The 16,062-nt window shown below is 67.4% G+C and carries 15 protein-coding genes; 6 read left to right on the forward strand and 9 right to left on the reverse strand.

Features of this window, described 5'->3' with window-relative positions; all coding sequences use genetic code 11:
* Nucleotides 1-335: 335 nt before the first annotated feature.
* From DOE79_RS06040 to DOE79_RS06055, 4 genes are all read left to right on the forward strand, one after another.
* Complete coding sequence (locus tag DOE79_RS06040; RefSeq protein ID WP_120337711.1) at nucleotides 336-1,028, forward strand: phosphocholine cytidylyltransferase family protein; 693 nt, start codon at nucleotides 336-338, stop codon at nucleotides 1,026-1,028.
* A 70-nt stretch (nucleotides 1,029-1,098) separates the two neighbouring features.
* Nucleotides 1,099-1,899 (forward strand): ABC transporter permease, encoded by an 801-nt coding sequence (locus tag DOE79_RS06045; RefSeq protein WP_245977151.1) that lies wholly within the window; start codon nucleotides 1,099-1,101, stop codon nucleotides 1,897-1,899.
* Complete coding sequence (locus DOE79_RS06050; protein WP_120337713.1) at nucleotides 1,899-2,645, forward strand: ABC transporter ATP-binding protein; 747 nt, start codon at nucleotides 1,899-1,901, stop codon at nucleotides 2,643-2,645. Before DOE79_RS06045 ends, DOE79_RS06050 begins: the two co-directional genes overlap by 1 nt.
* Before the next feature lie 124 nt (nucleotides 2,646-2,769).
* Nucleotides 2,770-3,666, forward strand: a complete 897-nt coding sequence (locus tag DOE79_RS06055; RefSeq protein ID WP_425455690.1) for a hypothetical protein — start codon at nucleotides 2,770-2,772, stop codon at nucleotides 3,664-3,666.
* A gap of 151 nt (nucleotides 3,667-3,817) precedes the next feature.
* Here DOE79_RS06055 and DOE79_RS06060 read toward each other — a convergent pair whose 3' ends face one another.
* From DOE79_RS06060 to DOE79_RS20440, 7 genes are all read right to left on the reverse strand, one after another.
* A complete protein-coding gene (locus DOE79_RS06060; RefSeq protein ID WP_120337714.1) occupies nucleotides 3,818-5,104 on the reverse strand; it encodes a CDP-glycerol glycerophosphotransferase family protein in 1,287 nt (428 codons plus the stop codon).
* 81 nt (nucleotides 5,105-5,185) lie between these two features.
* The gene (locus DOE79_RS06065; protein ID WP_120337715.1) at nucleotides 5,186-6,073 is read right to left on the reverse strand and encodes a glycosyltransferase family 2 protein; all 888 of its coding nucleotides are present in this window, start codon (nucleotides 6,071-6,073) and stop codon (nucleotides 5,186-5,188) included.
* A gap of 14 nt (nucleotides 6,074-6,087) precedes the next feature.
* Entirely contained in the window at nucleotides 6,088-6,900 is an 813-nt protein-coding gene (locus DOE79_RS06070) for a CDP-alcohol phosphatidyltransferase family protein (protein WP_120337716.1), read from the reverse strand.
* Nucleotides 6,897-7,958: a glycosyltransferase family 2 protein gene (locus tag DOE79_RS06075; protein WP_245977153.1), complete on the reverse strand. Its 1,062-nt coding sequence runs from the start codon at nucleotides 7,956-7,958 to the stop codon at nucleotides 6,897-6,899. The genes DOE79_RS06070 and DOE79_RS06075 overlap by 4 nt, the downstream gene beginning before the upstream one ends.
* A gap of 141 nt (nucleotides 7,959-8,099) precedes the next feature.
* The gene (locus DOE79_RS06080; RefSeq protein WP_120337717.1) at nucleotides 8,100-9,830 is read right to left on the reverse strand and encodes a S1C family serine protease; all 1,731 of its coding nucleotides are present in this window, start codon (nucleotides 9,828-9,830) and stop codon (nucleotides 8,100-8,102) included.
* A 142-nt stretch (nucleotides 9,831-9,972) separates the two neighbouring features.
* Nucleotides 9,973-10,665, reverse strand: a complete 693-nt coding sequence (locus DOE79_RS06085) for a PKD domain-containing protein (RefSeq protein ID WP_162942619.1) — start codon at nucleotides 10,663-10,665, stop codon at nucleotides 9,973-9,975.
* A 173-nt stretch (nucleotides 10,666-10,838) separates the two neighbouring features.
* The gene (locus DOE79_RS20440; RefSeq protein WP_162942620.1) at nucleotides 10,839-11,426 is read right to left on the reverse strand and encodes a hypothetical protein; all 588 of its coding nucleotides are present in this window, start codon (nucleotides 11,424-11,426) and stop codon (nucleotides 10,839-10,841) included.
* A 272-nt stretch (nucleotides 11,427-11,698) separates the two neighbouring features.
* On the opposite strand from DOE79_RS20440, the gene DOE79_RS06090 reads away from it, so the two are divergent.
* The gene (locus DOE79_RS06090; RefSeq protein ID WP_120337719.1) at nucleotides 11,699-12,889 is read left to right on the forward strand and encodes an aminotransferase class I/II-fold pyridoxal phosphate-dependent enzyme; all 1,191 of its coding nucleotides are present in this window, start codon (nucleotides 11,699-11,701) and stop codon (nucleotides 12,887-12,889) included.
* A gap of 74 nt (nucleotides 12,890-12,963) precedes the next feature.
* Here DOE79_RS06090 and DOE79_RS06095 read toward each other — a convergent pair whose 3' ends face one another.
* Nucleotides 12,964-13,980, reverse strand: a complete 1,017-nt coding sequence (locus tag DOE79_RS06095) for an alkene reductase (RefSeq protein WP_245977295.1) — start codon at nucleotides 13,978-13,980, stop codon at nucleotides 12,964-12,966.
* A gap of 242 nt (nucleotides 13,981-14,222) precedes the next feature.
* Here DOE79_RS06095 and DOE79_RS06100 point away from each other — a divergent pair, with 242 nt between their 5' ends.
* Nucleotides 14,223-15,275, forward strand: coding sequence for an alpha/beta fold hydrolase (locus DOE79_RS06100; RefSeq protein ID WP_120337721.1), 1,053 nt, complete (start codon nucleotides 14,223-14,225; stop codon nucleotides 15,273-15,275).
* Here the strand turns inward: DOE79_RS06100 and DOE79_RS06105 are convergent.
* A complete protein-coding gene (locus DOE79_RS06105) occupies nucleotides 15,210-15,953 on the reverse strand; it encodes an SDR family oxidoreductase (protein WP_120337722.1) in 744 nt (247 codons plus the stop codon). The genes DOE79_RS06100 and DOE79_RS06105 overlap by 66 nt on opposite strands.
* Between the last annotated feature and the right edge of the window lie 109 nt (nucleotides 15,954-16,062).

A 16,062-nucleotide genomic window follows, 5' to 3' on the forward strand; every position in this document is an offset into this window, starting at 1 on the left:
GTCTGCTCGTCTGGCTCGGAGTTCGGAGGCACAGGAGTCACCTCGCTAACCTACCAAGGACCATCCGACCTCGCTGAGGCTCACCGCCGTGGGCGGCGGATTCCCACCAAAGTTTTTCACTGCGGTGCCACTCCGTGCGGGATCGACGAAACGGGACGAATCGTCACGATCCGGACACGCATGCGAAGGTCCCTTCCCCCGGAACAGGGTGTTCAGCTAGTCTGAAGGTGGCATAACGAAGTGTCTATACGTGAACTTAAGGGTGAACCGCAGGCAAATTCGACTGAATTCAGTGCCGCAAGCGGGGCCACCCAGATCTTTCTGAGGAGATATTCGTGACCACCCAGGTAGTAATACTTGCAGCAGGAATGGGCAGCCGACTCGGCCGCTCGCTTCCTAAACCCCTGACCGAGCTCAACGACGGCCGCACAATCATGCAGCAGCAGTTCGACAACATCGCGCACGCCTTCGGCAAGAAGACCAAGGTCACGATCGTCGTCGGCTACAAGCTCGAGCACATCATCGAGGCTTTCCCGCAGGCATCCTTCGTCTACAACGAGCAGTACGACGTGACCAACACGTCCAAGAGCCTGCTCCGCGCCCTGCGCGCCTCCGCCACCGGCGGCGTGCTGTGGATGAACGGCGACGTCGTGTTCGACCCGGCCATCCTCGACCGCGCCGCTTCAATGATGAAGCGCGACCAGTCGTTCGTGACCGTGAACACCTCCAAGGTGTCCGACGAAGAAGTCAAGTACACGACCAGCGCCGAGGGCTACATCAAGGAGCTCTCCAAGACCGTGAAGAACGGTCTCGGCGAGGCCGTCGGCATCAACTACGTCTCGGCCGCCGACAAGGCGATGCTCATCCACCACCTGAGCAAGGTCGAAGACCAGGATTACTTCGAGCGCGGCATCGAGCTCGCGATCGAGAAGAACCGCATGCTCGTCGAGCCCGTCGACATCTCGGACTTCTACGCGGTCGAGGTCGACTTCGCCGAGGACCTCGAGCGCGCGAACCTCTTCGTCTGACCCTCGCAGATCGGTGGGGGGCCGTCGCCTGTGGCGCGGCACCCCAACCGGCTCCCATACGATAGAGCGCGTGAGTAGTTACGCTCAGGTGCGTCCTGAACAGCGCACCCCGTTTGCGCGTTACCGTCATTCGTTGTGGTTGCTGACCCAGCGCGACCTCCGGGTACGCTACTCGACCTCGGTGCTCGGCTACTTCTGGTCGATCCTCGACCCGCTCGTGATGGCGGGAATCTACTGGTTCGTCTTCACGGTCGTGTTCCAGCGGTCCGTCGGCGAAGACCCGTACATCGTCTTCCTCCTCGCGGCCCTGCTGCCGTGGATGTGGTTCAACGGAGCCATCTCGGACTGCACCCGGGCCTTCCTGCGCGAGGCCAAGCTCATCCGCTCCACTCGGATCCCCCGCACGATCTGGGTGAACCGGCTTGTGTTGTCCAAGGGAATCGAGTTCCTCGCGGCCATCCCCGTGCTCGTGCTCTTCGCCGTGTTCTCCGGCGCATCGATCAATGCGGATGCCGTCTTCTTCCCTCTGGCCATCCTCATCCAGGCCGTGCTCACAGCCGGAATCGGTCTCATCGTGGCACCCCTGGTGGTGTTCTTCCGCGACCTCGAGCGCGCAGTGAAGCTGATTCTGCGCTTCCTGTTCTACGCATCGCCGATCATCTACGCCACCAGCGACCTGCCGAAAGAGCTGCACTTCTGGGCGGCGTTCAACCCTCTCAGCGGCATTTTCAGCCTGTACCGGGCCGCTTTCTTCCCTGGCGAGTTGGACTGGTTCATCGTGGGCGTCGGCGCGGCCATGTCGGTGGCCTTCCTCGCGATCGGCCTCCTGGTCTTCACCCGCACCGAGCGCGCCGTGTTGAAGGAGATCTGATGAGCGAGACGGTCATCTCCCTCGACGACGTGGGCATCCGGTTCCGCCGCAACCGGCGCAGTCGCCGTAACTTCAAGGACTTGTTCGCCGGCAGCCGCCGCCGCAGCCGCCCCGGCGAATTCTGGGCCCTGCAGCACGTGTCGTTCACGGTGCAGCGCGGCGAGGCGATCGGCGTGGTGGGCCGGAACGGCCAGGGCAAGTCCACCCTGCTCAAGCTCGTCACCGGCGTCGTACTGCCCGACGAAGGCATCGTGGACGTGATTGAAGGCGTCGCGCCGCTCATCGAGATCACCGGCGGCTTCGTCGACGACCTCAGCGTGCGCGACAACGTGTACCTCACGGCCGGCCTGCACGGTATGACGCGCAAGCAGATCGACGAGCGCTTCGAGGAGATCATCACCTTCGCGGAGATCGCCGACTTCGTTGACACCCCGTACAAGCACCTCTCCAGCGGCATGAAGGTGCGCATCGCGTTCGCGGTGATCTCCCGACTCGAGGAGCCGATCATCCTGGTCGACGAGGTGCTGGCCGTGGGCGACAAGGCCTTCCGGGAGAAGTGCTACCGGCGCATCGAAGAGCTGCTGGCCGGCGGACGAACCCTTTTCTTCGTCTCGCACAACGAACGCGACCTGCGACGGTTCTGCGCCCGGGGGTTGTACCTGGACAAGGGCGCCCTGGTGCTCGACGGTCCCATCGACGAGGTCCTGGATCGGTACAACGCCGAATACGGCGTCAAGCCGGCCTGATTCCAGACGTCAACCGACCCCGATTCGTCACGCCCGATGGGCACTGTTCTGCTGGGAATTCCATCGAGGATGCCCAGTTTCGGCCCGTAAACTCGTGCTTTGCGCACCCGAGGAGGATTGCATCATGGCTAAGAAGAAGCCCACACCGTTGCTCTCACCCACCGGCGGCATGCCACGAGGCGGGCAGCTGCCACCCAGCGTGGCCACCGGGTTCGACCGGGTCATGGCGATCCACCGCCCCGCCGTGCTCGCGCACATCCGCAGCATCCGCCACCGTCACCCGGAAGCGACCCCCGACCAGATCGTCCGCATCCTGGAGCGCCGCTACCTGGCCGCTGTCACCAGTGGCGGCGCAGCGGTCGGCGCCACCGCGGTGATCCCCGGCGTGGGCACCGGAATCACCCTCGCCCTCTCCGGTGTGGAGACCGCCGGGTTCCTCGAGGCGACGGCTCTGTTCTCGCAGTCCGTGAGCGAGGTGCACGGCATCACGGTCGACGATCCCGAACGGGCCCGCGCCCTGGTGATGACCATGATGCTCGGCCACGAGGGCTCCGATCTCGTGCGGCAGCTCGCCGGCCAGGTGACCGGCGGCGGCGTCGCCCGCACCGCGTACTGGGGCGAACTCGTGACCACCAGCCTGCCCCGCGCCATCATGGGGCCGCTGACCGACAAGCTCAAGCGGTCCTTCATCCGGCAGTTCGCCGCGAAGGGCGGGGCGAGTCTGATCGGCAAGGCCGTGCCGTTCGGCATCGGCGCCGTGATCGGCGGTATGGGCAACCACATCCTGGGCAAGCGTGTTGTCGGGTCGTCCCGGCTCGCGTTCGGCCAGGCGCCTGCCCAGTTCCGGGCCGAGCTCGACCCACGAGCCCAAACCATCACCCTGCGCGACGGCGCGGTGGTACCCGCCAATAGGCTGACCCAGCTCGGCCATGGCGCGCTGCGGGCGCTCCCCCGGCCGTTGCGGCGTCGACCGGCCAGCGGCGCAGTCGAACCTGAAACGGTCACACCGGCAGGCGAATAGACCGGGGGTCGCGCCGTCGAGGTCGGCTCGCCTGGTCTCGACAAGCTCGACCGACGAACGGGGCGGGACCCACACGTACGTCGCTGGGGGTCTCGACAAGCTCGACCGACGAACGGCTGGACCACCGGAGGCCGGACGGCCCCGTGGTCGGTCAGATCTCCTCGATCTCGCTGACGTCCTCGAAATCGGCCACGCCGTCGACGTCGGCGTCGTCGGCGTGCAGCGCCGCGAACCGGTCCCACTCCTCGAGCAGGTGCCCGATCGCGCCGTGGAAGCGTGCCGTGGCCGCACCGGGCGTGGGGTCTCCGAAGTACTGTTCGACCCAGCCGCGCAGGCGTGCCTCGGCGGTGTCGTCGCTCATGAGCTCGTCGAGGGTCTCGACGATACCGGCGGTGTCGGCGGCGGTGAGCCACTCGCAATCGGAGAGGTAGCCGCTGGTGTCGATGGCGGCCAGCGGATTCTGCGGGCGGGTGACCATGAGCGGACGGCCAGATGCGAGCCGGTCGTAGACCATCGCAGAGATATCGACGATCGCCACATCGGCGGCCGAGAGCTGCCAGCCCAGGTCAGCGCCCGTGTCGATGATGTGCTGGGCGCCGGGATCCCGGTCGTTCGCCGCGGCGATCGCGGCCTTGATCTGCTTGTTGGCCTGGCCGTACGCGTGGTCGACGACACCGCTGCGCGGATGCGGCCGGTAGACCACCCGGTGCCGGGGGCTCTGCAGCAGAGCCGTGACCAGGGAAACGCCGTGGGAGGCGACGGAGCCGTAGGCGGCGGCGGACCTGTCACCCTCCCAGGTGGGGGCGTAGAGCACGACGGTGCGCTCGTCGGGGGTGTAGGGCAACTGGCCGGAGTAGTGGTCGGCCTGCGGCCGGCCGATCGTGATTGCCCGCTTGTCGAAGTCGTAGTCCCAGAGCACCTTGCCCAGCCGGGCCACGGCCGCCCGTCCGGCCACGAACGAGTAGTCGTAGGCCTTGAACTGGTTGGTCGTCATGTACATCTTGTCGCTCTCACCATGGTTGATGAAAACGTGCCAGCGGCGCCCGTAGCGCATCATCTGGAAGTTGCGGGAGTTCTGGTTGACGTAGAGGACGATGCGGATGTCCTGCTCGGCGATCAACCGCTCGAGGTCGACGATCTTGCGCACGTAGGCGACCGGCACTGGACTCTCGTCGAGGAGCTTGATGGTGCCGCCGGCAGTGCGACTGAGCACCACAACGGGCCAGGTCTCGGCGAGCTTGGCCAGCGGCTTGTACCACTGGCGCATCTGGTAGAGGTTCACCGGCCCATCCGCGAAGTACACGGCGATCTTGTAGCGGTGGGCGGGCAGCGGTCCACGCGCCGTAAGTCGCTCGGTCAGTAGGCGCTGGGCCTTGCGAGAGCCGAGCACATCCTTGACCAGCTTTGCTGCGAGTCGGATGTCTTTGCTGCTTACCACTGTTCCACCCTACCTACCGGGATCGGGGCGATGCCCTGCAGGTGCGGTCGAGGGACGCAACGGTAGCCAATCGTTAGGCGCTCAGATGACGGGCGGGCGGCCGGCGCGGGTCATCCGCCAGATGGTGCGGGCCTGCAGGGGGCGTCGTTCACCCGGCGCGGTGGTCCAGCCTTCCCACCAGCCCCGGAACCAGGCGGCAAGGGCGGGCCGGTTGCGGGCGCCGCGCAGCACCTGGATGGCCGTCCAGGAGCCCACATAGAACGGCATCAGCGCTGCGGGCAGGTTGCGCCGGGCGACCCAGACCCGGTTACGGGCGTTGAGCCTGTAGAAGTCGGCGTGCCGGGTGGGCAGGATCACCGGATGATTGGCCACGAGGTTGCCCGCGTACCAGGTGCGCAGGCCCTGGTCCCAGACCCGCCAGGCCAGTTCGATGCCCTCGTGAGCATAGAAGAACGGTTCCGCCCACCCCCCGGTGGCGTCGAACACGCGGCGCGGCAGCAGCACTGCGCCTTCCCAGACCGAGAAGACCGCGCTGGAGTGCGCGGCTTCGCCCTTGCGAATGCGTGGGATCCAGCGGCGCGGCGCGGTGAGGCCGGCGGGATCGACGACCTGCGGCTGCAGCAGGCCGATGCTCGGGTCGGCGCGCAGGATGCCGACGGCGTCGATGAGGAAGCGCGGGTCGGGCAGGCTCGCGTCGTCGTCGAGAAAGAACAGGTAGTCCCCGGTGACGTGCTCGACCCCGCGGTTGCGGCCGGCCGGGATACCCAGGTTCTCTGGCAGCGCGAGCGCTGCGACGCCGTCGGGCAGGCCCGTGGGCTCCCAGCCGTTGCCGACGCAGACGATGTCGAGCCGCACATCCTGCTGGGCGAGCAGGCTACGGATGCCGCGGTCGAGGTCGTCGGGCCGGCGGCCCTGGGTGAGCACGACGACGCCGATGGTGGGCGGCGCTGAGGGGGACGCTGCGGGCATCGGGCTGTCCGGGCTCAGGAGCGCACGCGCTTCGAAGCCATGATCGCCAGGAAGTGGCCGACGAGAGCGAGGAAGGCCAGCGGCACGAGTACGGCCAGGAAGAACCGGTCGGTGGCGGGCTGGCCGGCGATGAGGCCGATCACTGCGGCGACGAAGATCACCATGGTCATTTCCACTGAGTGGTACAGGCGGTGGAACGGCAGGAACCGGGCGAGGCGGCGCAGAGTGGCGATCAGGCCGGCCTGCGGAACCTTCTCCCCCTTGTTGTCGGCCAGCTTGGGCAGGCCGGCGTTGGCCCGGGCCACGTGCACCATGTCGTTGAGGGCCTTGTTGAGCACGATCAGCAGCGCCAGGGCGAGGCCGAGGGTGGTGAACAGGAAGTCGGCTGGGGCCTCGAACGGGTAGGCGGCCGCGCGGATGCCCAGCGCGATGGGAATCAGGGCTTCGGTCGTGTAGTGGCCTACCTTGTCGAGGAAGACACCGGCTGGGGAGGAGGTCTTGCGCCAGCGGGCGACTTCGCCGTCGCAGCAGTCGACGAGCATCTGCAGCTGGCCGAGGATCAGGGCCAGCAGGGCGCCCCAGATTCCGGGGATCAGCAGGGCGGCGGCCGTGGACCAGCCGACGAGGATCATCAGGCCGGTGACGCCGTTCGCCGAGATCCGCGTCTTCAGGAGCATCCAGGTGAGGTACGGCGACAGGTCGCGCAGGTACAGCGAGGCCGTCCAGTGCTCAGCGTTGGCGCGCATCCGCACCTCGGGAGGTTGCGCGACGGCACGAAGCTCGGCGATCGAAGAGGGCCGAGCCGTGTTGGGCGAACCTGACGTCATTGATGTCTTCCCGTGTGTGCCGAGATGTTGGTGGTGAGCTTGAGATATCCGAGCAGAAAACCAACACCCCAGCAGAAGTGAATGCAGGGCAAGACTACGAGAAACCAGAGCGAGACACGTAACCCGTCGGGCCGCGTCGCGGTCGCGGCGGCAACCAGGACGATGAGCAGGTAGGCCACCGGGGCGAGGAAGCCGAGTAGCAGCCAGCTTGGGGCGCCGAGCAGGGCCTGCACCAGGCCGGCCAGACCGAGCAGTGTGCCCGCGGTGACGCCGAGCACCATGACCGGTGGCGCGAAGTAGCGCAGCCCGTTGGAGGCGGGGTACCGGCGGGCGAGCTCGCCGCGCCACAGTCCGGTGGAGGTCATCTGGCGGGCCAGCCGGGACAGGCTCGGACGCGGACGGTAGATCACCTTGAGTCGGGGGGTGAACCACACCGAGCCGCCGCTGTCGCGCAGGCGCCGGTTGAGTTCCCAGTCCTGGCCACGCTTGATGCCCTCGTCGAACATGCCCACGCGCAACAGGCTGTCGCGACGGAAGCAGCCGAGGTACACCGTCTCGGCCTCGCCCTCTGCCCCGCCGACATGCAGCGGAGTACCGCCCAGGCCGATGCGGCTGCCATAGGCGCGTGCAACGGCCTGCTGGAAGGGGGCTGTGCCCTGCGCATCCATGATGCCGCCGACGTTGTCGGCGCCCGTGCGTTGCAACGTCTCCACGGCGATGCGGGCGTAATCGCGGGGCAGCACCGAGTGCGCGTCGACGCGGATCACGACGGGGTAGCGGGAGGCGCGAATAGCGATGTTGAGACCCGCTGGCGTCGACCCGACCTCGTTGGCCACGACTCGGATGCGCGGATCGACCGCTGCCATCTCCTCCACCAGCTCGGTGGTCCCGTCGATGCTCGGGCCGAGGGCCAGGGTCACCTCGAAGGGGCCGTCGTAATCCTGCTCCAGCAGGCTGTGCACCGCTGCCCGCACATGGCTGGCCTCGTTGAGCACCGGCATGATGTACGAGACACCGATCAGCTCTGTGTCTGCGCTCTCCTGCACTGGGCTGGCCATCTTTCCACTCATTCGGACAATCGCCTGAGCCTAGCAGCCGAGCCTTTTCGCCCGGTTCTCGCCGGGCGCTCCACGGGTGTTAAACGGCGATGCGCCGCCGGTCTGAGAACCGGCGGCGCAGCGGGAAGGAGCAGCGGAGGGCTAGCTGGTGAGCTCGCCGACCGTGACGGACACGGTGACCGACTGGCCGTCGCGCACGTAGGTGAGGTCGGCGGTGTCGCCGGCCGCCAGGGTGCGCACCTGAGCGGTCAGGTCGGTGGCGTCGGTGATCGGAACGCCGTTGAAGTTGGTGACGACGTCACCGGCCTTCAGCCCGGCCTTCTGGGCGGCTCCCCCGGAGGAGACCTCGCTGATCAGGGCGCCGACGGTGGCACTGTCGGTGCTGGTGGCGCTGGTGACGCTGGCGCCGAGCAGACCGTGCGACGCAGAGCCGCTGTCGATGATCTCGGTGGAGACACGCTTGGCCAGGTTGGCCGGGATCGAGAAGCCGACCCCGATGCTGCCGGCCGCACTCGACGAGGAGCTGCCGCCGGCGTTCGCGATGGCGACGTTGATGCCGATCAGCTCACCCTTGCTGTTGAGCAGCGCGCCGCCGGAGTTGCCCGGGTTGATGGCGGCATCCGTCTGGATCACCGAGAGCGAGATGCTGCTCTGGGCGGCCTGGTTGTCGGGGGTGTTGCCCGGCAGGTCGTAGTTGAAGTAATTGCCGTCGCCACCGTCAGGGGTGGTCTCGTCGGGCGTCGTGGGCGCCGCGGAGGACGCCACGGTGATGCTGCGGTTGAGGGCGCTGACGATGCCGTTGGTGACGGTGCCGGACAGGCCGAGCGGTGCGCCGATGGCGATGGCGGTGTCCCCGACGTTGAGGTCGCTGGAGTCGGCCCAGGTGATCGGCGTGAGGTCCTTCGCGTCGTCGAGCTTGATCACGGCGAGGTCCGACACCGGATCGGTGCCGATCAGCGTGGCGGAGTAGAGCTTGCCATCGCTGGACTTGACCTGGATCTTTGCGTCGGCGGCGGCACCGTCGAGGGTGACGACGTGGGTGTTCGTGAGGACGTAGCCGTCCTTGCTCAGGATGACGCCGGAACCGGTTCCGCCGGATTCGCCCGAAGCGACCTCGATGGTGACCACGCTGGGCGAGGCCTTCGCGGCCACCGCGGTGATCTCGTTGACGCTGTCGGTGTTGTTGACCACGACGGTGCTCGGACCCTGAGCCTGGCTGGCCGGGGTGCCGTTGGTCTGAGTGGAGTAGAAGTACGCCGAGGCGCCCGCACCGGATGCGCCGCCGACCAGTGCGCCGATGGCCAGAGCGGCCACCAGGGCCATGCTGCCCTTGCGACGGTTCGGGTCCTTGGGCGGCTTGGCGCCGCTGATGGGCTGCGCGGGGTAGCCGGCGCCGTTGGCGTAGGCCTGCTGCTGAGCGGGCGTGGGGGCATAAATCGGGGTGGATCCGTCGGGGCCGGGAATGGGGCGGCCGAAGGCATCCGTGGGGTAGGCCGGGTAGGCGGCGGGCTGACCGTAGGGCTGGGTCGGCTGCGTCTGCTGGGCCTGGTGCGGCTGGTGGGACTGGTGGGCGGCAGCGGGGTGCGTGGCGGCGCTGTGGGCGACTGCGCTCGCGGCGGCGGCGCTGTGAGCGGAGTTGTCAGGGGTTCCGCCCGCCGCGGTGGCTGCCGTGTTGTGGGAAGTGGCGTCAGCAGCAGGTGCCGGCGGCAGCGGGGCCGTGGCCTGCGGGGTCGAGTTGTCGTTGGGGACGTTGGAAACGGTGGGGTGCCCGGTCACGGCCTCACCAGTCGAGTTCACCTCGATGGGCGTGGCGTTGTTCGGCTGGTCGGGCTGGTCGGGGGTGTTGCCCGAGTTCTCAGTGCTGTCAGTCATGATGTGCTCCTTCCAAGCGAAGATAGCTTCTCGCTTGAAGCTGAGCGTTTGATATGCGCAGACTGGGAGCAGTCAATGATGAAGCCGTGACCTTGCCCGGCAAGGACTCGAGTGGAATCCCGGCTGGATGCGACGGCTTTGTTCAGCAGCCGGGACCTCGGGGGTTCGCGGAACAATTCTTGGCTACCAGCACCGTGCCCGCGAGGTCGGCAAGCGCACTGATCGGGTCGCTTGGAACTTCGACCAGGCCGACCACCGGGCGCCAGGCGCCGCCGGCAAAGCGGAATTCTGCAGCGTACGACACCGTCAATCCGATCACGAGCGTCCCGGTCTGTTCGAAGACATGGCTGGTCGGGGTGTCTGAGAACTCTGGAAGGCCGAGGCCGGCCCAGCTTCCGCCGCCGGATTCCGCGGTTCTCGATGTTCCGTCGCCATAGTCCCAGCGGTACTGCACCGGGGTGAAGCTCACCTCTGCCGGTGCGCCGAGCAGCAGACCCGTGCGCACGTGAGTGGAAGCGGTGGCGAAGAAGTTGGCCGGGACTCCCACAACGGCCCAGCCGTCGGGTTCCATCCCCTGCGTGGGGTGATCGGCACGGATGCTGACCAGATCGCTCACCCGCACAATCAGGTCGGGGTCGCAGGGCGTCTGCGGTGGGCACGCCGGGACGGCCGGGACCACCACGGGGCCACGGCGCGGCGGCATGAACGGACCAGCTGCGGCATCGCCCTGGTCCACGGCCACCCCGCCCGGGACATAAGAGACCCCGTCGGGAAGTTGCCCACCGCCGGTGCCGCCGTCGGCACCGGAGCCAGTGCCCTGGGCTCCGGGGGTCACCTCATCCCTCCCGGCGCTGACGTCCACCCCGCCGTCCCCCACAGACGCGCCGGCCTCCACCTCGCATTGGCCAGTTCGGCTCCCCGTGACGCTGCAGCCGTCCAACGCCGGCCGAATTGCGGAGGTGGCTGCACTGACGGGGTGAAGTGAAAAGAATGAGACAAGGAGTGCACTCAGCAGAAGTCGGTGCCGGACCATATCTCGGACCTCGATATCTTCAAATCGGTCGGACTGGGAGGAGTCGTTTCAAATTCGACTTCCAGAGGCAGTCTTGTTGGTTGATCGGTCTTCACAACTGAGCTTCCACTTGCATCGACGACATCGCCCTTGCTTATGTCCAGGCAGAGGTAGGTCGATATGTTCACTACGCCAGATCTGCGTTCGACACCCTGGAGACGTATGGAGTCAAAGGTCGTGGTGCCGGTGGCGTACCATCCATTCGCTTCCCATCCGGCCAGCGACTGGACCTCATCTTCGTGCGCTTCACCAATAGAAAGTGCAAGATACTCGTCCATCGGCGATGGACCGTGAGCCCACGAGGCGTCATATGTCGCCAAGTAGTTCGAGTAGGCCTCGGTGGCCGCGGCTAGGGCCTCCTCGTCGGAGGCAAAAACTGGGGCGACCGTGGGCGGGTTCGACGTCGGTGCGGGCTCTGAGGGCGAGGGAGCCGTACAGCCCGCTGCACCCAACAGCAGGCTGCCCACGCAGGCCGCCATCACCATCCGCCCGACTGTTCGTCGTCTACCGCCCACGATCCCCATGCCGCCACCGTAGAACAGCACGCCCTTCGCGTGTGCAAGTTATCCACAGGTCGATATCGGGGGCGGCGGTTGCATAACTCCTGCAATCCCTGGCGCTGGCCCCGTCGCAATCCCGACATTTCGCGGCGGCGGGGCCTCCCGGGGAGAGATTTGCAGGAGCTGTGCTCATCCGCTGCCCGTCCGAGCGGGACACGGGTGGGCGGCATGACGCAGAAAGCGCGGAAAATGGGGGGTGCTGGATGTCGTAAATTTGGGGGTATGCAGGTCACCACATGACGATCACCGGCGCCTGGCGTCGCACCGCCCAGGGCGCGGGCCTCCTCGGTGCCGACGGGACCATCTCCGCCAGCATCTTCGCCGAGATGACCGCCCTCGCCATGCGCACCGGCGCCATCAACCTCGGGCAGGGTTTCCCCGACGAGGACGGCCCGGCCGTCGTGCTCGAGGCCGCCCGCGATGCCATCGCCACGGGAGTCAACCAGTACCCGCCCGGGCGTGGCATGCCGGTGTTGCTCGAAGCCATCGCCCGGCACCAGCAACGGTTCTACGGACTCACCGTGAACCCGGCCACCGAGGTGCTCGTGACCGCCGGCGCCACCGAGGCGCTCTCGGCGACGCTGCTCGCGCTGCTCGAACCCGGTGACGAGGTGGTCACCTTCGAGCCGTTCTACGACGCCTACGGCGGGCTGATCGCCCTGGCCAACGGTGTGCATCGCACGGTACGGCTGCGCTCCCCCGACTTTCAGCCCGACCTCGACGAACTCGCGGCGGCCGTCACGGACCGCACCCGGATCATCCTGATCAATAACCCGCACAACCCCACCGGCACCGTCTTCAGCCGGGAGACTCTCGAGCAGATCGTGGCCCTGGCACACAAGCACGATGCCCTGATCGTGACCGACGAGGTGTACGAGCACCTCACCTTCGGCGCCGCACACCTGCCCGTGGCCACGCTGCCCGGCGCGCGCGAACGCACCGTCACCATCTCCTCCGGCGGCAAGACCTTCAGCACCACCGGCTGGAAGATCGGCTGGCTCAGCGCACCGGCGGCAATCGTCACGGCGATCCTGGCGGTCAAGCAATTCCTCACCTACGTCAACGGCGCCCCGTTCCAGCCCGCGACAGCCGTCGGCCTCGATCTGCCCGACTCCTATTACACTGGCATCGCCGCCGACCTGCAGGCCAAGCGCGATCTGCTGGCGGGCGGGCTCACGGCGGCCGGATTCACCCTCACCGCTCCGCGGGGCTCGTACTTCATCGTCGCGGATGCCGCTGCCCTCGGGCACCCGGACGCCGTGGAATTCTGCCGGTCACTGCCCGATCTGGCCGGGGTCGTCGGCATCCCGATCACGGCCTTCTGCCTGCCGGAGCACAAACCGGAGTACGCCTCGCTCGTGCGGTTCGCGTTCTGCAAGCGCGTCGACGTGCTCGAAGAGGCGGCCAGCCGGCTCGCCCGGCTGTAACTCCCTCCGTCACGCCACACACAGAACACCCCCGAGACCTGATGGCCTCGGGGGTGTTCTGTGTGGTCAGACGGTTAGTTCGCGTAGGCCGGGTAGTCGGTGTAACCCACGGCATCCGGGCCGTAGAACGTGAGCGGGTTGGGCTCGTTCAACGGCAGGTTCTCGAGCCAGCGGCGCACCAGGTCGGGGTTGGCGATCGCGGCGCGGCCGACGACAACGCCGTCACCCAGACCGTCATCGAGCAGCGCCAGGGCCTCGGCGCGGGTCGTGACCTCGCCGAAACCGGTGTTCACCAGCAGGGGGCCGCCGAAACGCGAGCGCAGGGCGGGAACGAGTTCGCCGGCCGGGTCGCGGTGCAGAACGCTCAGGTAGGCGAGTCCGAGCGGGGCCAGTCCGTCGACCAGCGCGCCGTACGTGGCCAGCACGTCGGCGGGGTCGCTTTCGAGCGCATCCTGGATGTTGTGCTCGGGTGAGATGCGGATGCCCACGCGGTCGGCTCCGATGGCTGCGGCCACGGCAGTGGTGACCTCGATCACGAAACGGGCCCGGTTCTCGGGCGATCCGCCGTAGATGTCGTCGCGCTGGTTGGATGCCGGCGAGAGGAACTCGTGCAGCAGGTAGCCGTTGGCGGAGTGGATCTCGACGCCGTCGAGGCCGGCCTCGATGGCGTTGCGGGACGCCTGCACGAAGCCGTCGATGATGCCCGGGAGGTCGTCGAGCGTGAGCGCGCGCGGCTGCGGGTAAGGCAGCTTGCCCTTGTAGGTGTGGCTCTCGCCGTTGATGGCGATGGCGCTGGGGGCGACGACCTGCAGCCCGCCGTTGGTCTCCTCGTGGGTGACCCGGCCGGCATGCATGACCTGGGCCACGATGCGTCCACCCGCGGCGTGAACGGCGTCGGCGACCTTGGCCCAGCCGGCGACCTGCTCGTCAGTGACGAGGCCCGGCTGACCCGGGAAGCCCTGACCGGCCTTGTCCGGGTAGACGCCCTCGGTGACGATGAGCCCGAGAGTCGCCCGCTGGCTGTAGTGCTCGATGTTCAGGTCACCGGGGATGCCGTCGACGCCGGAGCGCATCCGGGTCAGCGGTGCCATCACCAGTCGGTTCGGCAGCTCGAGGGCGCCCAGGTTCAGCGGGGTGAAAAGACTCACGTAGTGCTCCTTGTTTCTGTTTCGGTGCGAACGCCGCGACCCGCCACTCTGTTGGCGGTGTGCTCTTGCGTCCCGAGGACGCAACAGTGCGCGGGCACGGGCTATTCCGGGTCGGCGACCTGCACAGCTAGTGCCCAGCCTCCCGTACGGCCAATCCGGCCGTCGGTCGGCGACGAACTCCTGACATGACCAACACCCCCGGAGCCGCGACAGCACCCGGCTCCGACCCTCGATACGCCCCGTTTCCGTTGACGACGGCTGAGCAGCGGCTCGGCCTCATCACCAGCCGGATCGACACCGCGCTCGGTGCAGTGACCGTGCGGCACGGCCGGCGCACCCGGCCGGGGCCCGCGACCGGTGGGCTGGGTGCCACCATCCTGCTGCACGGTGCGGCCGGGTCGTGGAGCACCTGGACGCCGTTGATCGCCGCGGCCGACCGCGCGGGCGCCGCCCCGCTGACCGACCTCATCATCCCTGATCTGCCCGGTTGGGGGGACACCCCGTTGGCCGCCGATGAATCCGCGGAGACCATCGAGTCCCTTGCAGCTGCCGTGGCCGAGATCGCCCAGGCCCTGGGTTACCAGCGCTGGCAGGTGCTCGGGCACTCCCTCGGCGGCGTCGTGGCGCTCGAACTCGCGGCCACCGAGCCCCGGCGCACTCGCTTCGTTGGCCTGGTGTCGGCGACCACTTTCAGCGTGATCGAGAGCGTGCGGCATCCGCTCACCCGGTTCTCGGTGCTGCCAGGCTTCACCATGCTGCTCGGCGTCATGAGGGTGCTGAGCGGCCTTGGCCGGGTGGGCACGGGACTCGTGCGCACTCTGGACCGGCTGGGCCTGCTGCGCCCGCTGGTCAGCCCGTTGTTCAGCCGGGTGTCCGAGATCGATTCAAGCGTGGTCGCGGCTCTCGGCGCCGAGGCCCGGCCTCGCTCGTTCGCATTGGCTGCTGACCGGGCCGGCCGGTACGACGCCGCCGGCGCGTGGGCAGGCATCACCTGCCCGGTGCGGTCCGTGCACGGCGACCGCGACGTCTTCGTCAACGCCCACGACGACGACCGGATGGCCGCGGTCATCGACGATCTCGACATGACGGTACTCGAGGGAACGGGCCATTTCGCGCATGTGGAGCGCCCGTTCGACACCCTGCTCGCGGTGCTGCCGCGAGCAGGGCGCCGGTCAGCTCTTGTTGACCGGGATGCCGGCGGTGAGGCCGCCGTCGACCACGAACTCCGAGCCCGTTGAGTAGCTGGAATCGTCACTGGCCAGGTAAAGCACGAGTTGCGACACCTCGGAGGGCTGGGCGCTGCGACCGAGTGGGATCTGCAGCATGTGGTGATACAGGTTCTGCGTCATCGGCGTGACGATGAAGCCCGGGTGAATAGAATTCACCCGGATTCCCATGGCCGCCACATCGAGAGCCACGGACTTGGTCAATCCACGCACCCCGAACTTGGACGCCACGTAGGCGTGCAGTCCGGCGCTGCCGCGCAGGCCCTCGACAGAGGACACGTTGATGATCGACGGCCCCCTGGCGCTCTTGGCCAGCTCGGGCACCGCGGCCTGGATACCCAGGAAGGTGCCGGTGAGGTTGATCTCGATTGTCTTGTTCCAGACGTTCACCGGGAACTCGGTGATCGGTGCGCCGTTGGCGATACCCGCGTTGTTGACCAGAACGTCCAGTCCCCCGAACTTGTCCACGGCGTGTGCAACGGCACTCGCCCAGTCTTCCGACTTGGTCACATCGAGATGCGTGTAGCTGGCCGACTCCCCCAGCTCGGCGGCCAGCGCCGCACCCTCGTCATCCAGCAGGTCGCCGAGCACCACTTTCGCGCCCTCCGACAACAGCAACCGCGCGTGCGCGGCACCCATGCCCCGCGCGCCACCGCTGATGAGAACAACCTTGTTTTCTACCCGACCCATGATTTCCGTCCTTCGAACGAATTCAACGTGAACTAATAGTTCACTCAAAACTGAGCGTACTCCGTTATGTCGGAAATCCGATCCGGTCTCGTCGCACGAGCCGGGCGAC

The sequence above is a fragment of the Cryobacterium soli genome, from assembly GCF_003611035.1.
Taxonomy (GTDB): Bacteria; Actinomycetota; Actinomycetes; order Actinomycetales; family Microbacteriaceae; genus Cryobacterium; species Cryobacterium soli.

Excerpts from the sequence above, each read along its gene's own strand:
- DOE79_RS06095 (WP_245977295.1), bottom strand. The coding sequence starts at position 13,980 with ATGGCACCGCTGACCCGGATGCGCTCCGGCGTCGACGGCATCCCCGGT.
- DOE79_RS06090 (WP_120337719.1), top strand. The coding sequence starts at position 11,699 with ATGACGATCACCGGCGCCTGGCGTCGCACCGCCCAGGGCGCGGGCCTC.
- DOE79_RS06065 (WP_120337715.1), bottom strand. The coding sequence starts at position 6,073 with ATGCCCGCAGCGTCCCCCTCAGCGCCGCCCACCATCGGCGTCGTCGTG.
- DOE79_RS06100 (WP_120337721.1), top strand. The coding sequence starts at position 14,223 with ATGACCAACACCCCCGGAGCCGCGACAGCACCCGGCTCCGACCCTCGA.
- DOE79_RS06050 (WP_120337713.1), top strand. The coding sequence starts at position 1,899 with ATGAGCGAGACGGTCATCTCCCTCGACGACGTGGGCATCCGGTTCCGC.
- DOE79_RS20440 (WP_162942620.1), bottom strand. The coding sequence starts at position 11,426 with ATGGGGATCGTGGGCGGTAGACGACGAACAGTCGGGCGGATGGTGATG.
- DOE79_RS06080 (WP_120337717.1), bottom strand. The coding sequence starts at position 9,830 with ATGACTGACAGCACTGAGAACTCGGGCAACACCCCCGACCAGCCCGAC.
- DOE79_RS06070 (WP_120337716.1), bottom strand. The coding sequence starts at position 6,900 with ATGACGTCAGGTTCGCCCAACACGGCTCGGCCCTCTTCGATCGCCGAG.
- DOE79_RS06105 (WP_120337722.1), bottom strand. The coding sequence starts at position 15,953 with ATGGGTCGGGTAGAAAACAAGGTTGTTCTCATCAGCGGTGGCGCGCGG.
- DOE79_RS06055 (WP_425455690.1), top strand. The coding sequence starts at position 2,770 with ATGGCTAAGAAGAAGCCCACACCGTTGCTCTCACCCACCGGCGGCATG.
- DOE79_RS06075 (WP_245977153.1), bottom strand. The coding sequence starts at position 7,958 with ATGGCCAGCCCAGTGCAGGAGAGCGCAGACACAGAGCTGATCGGTGTC.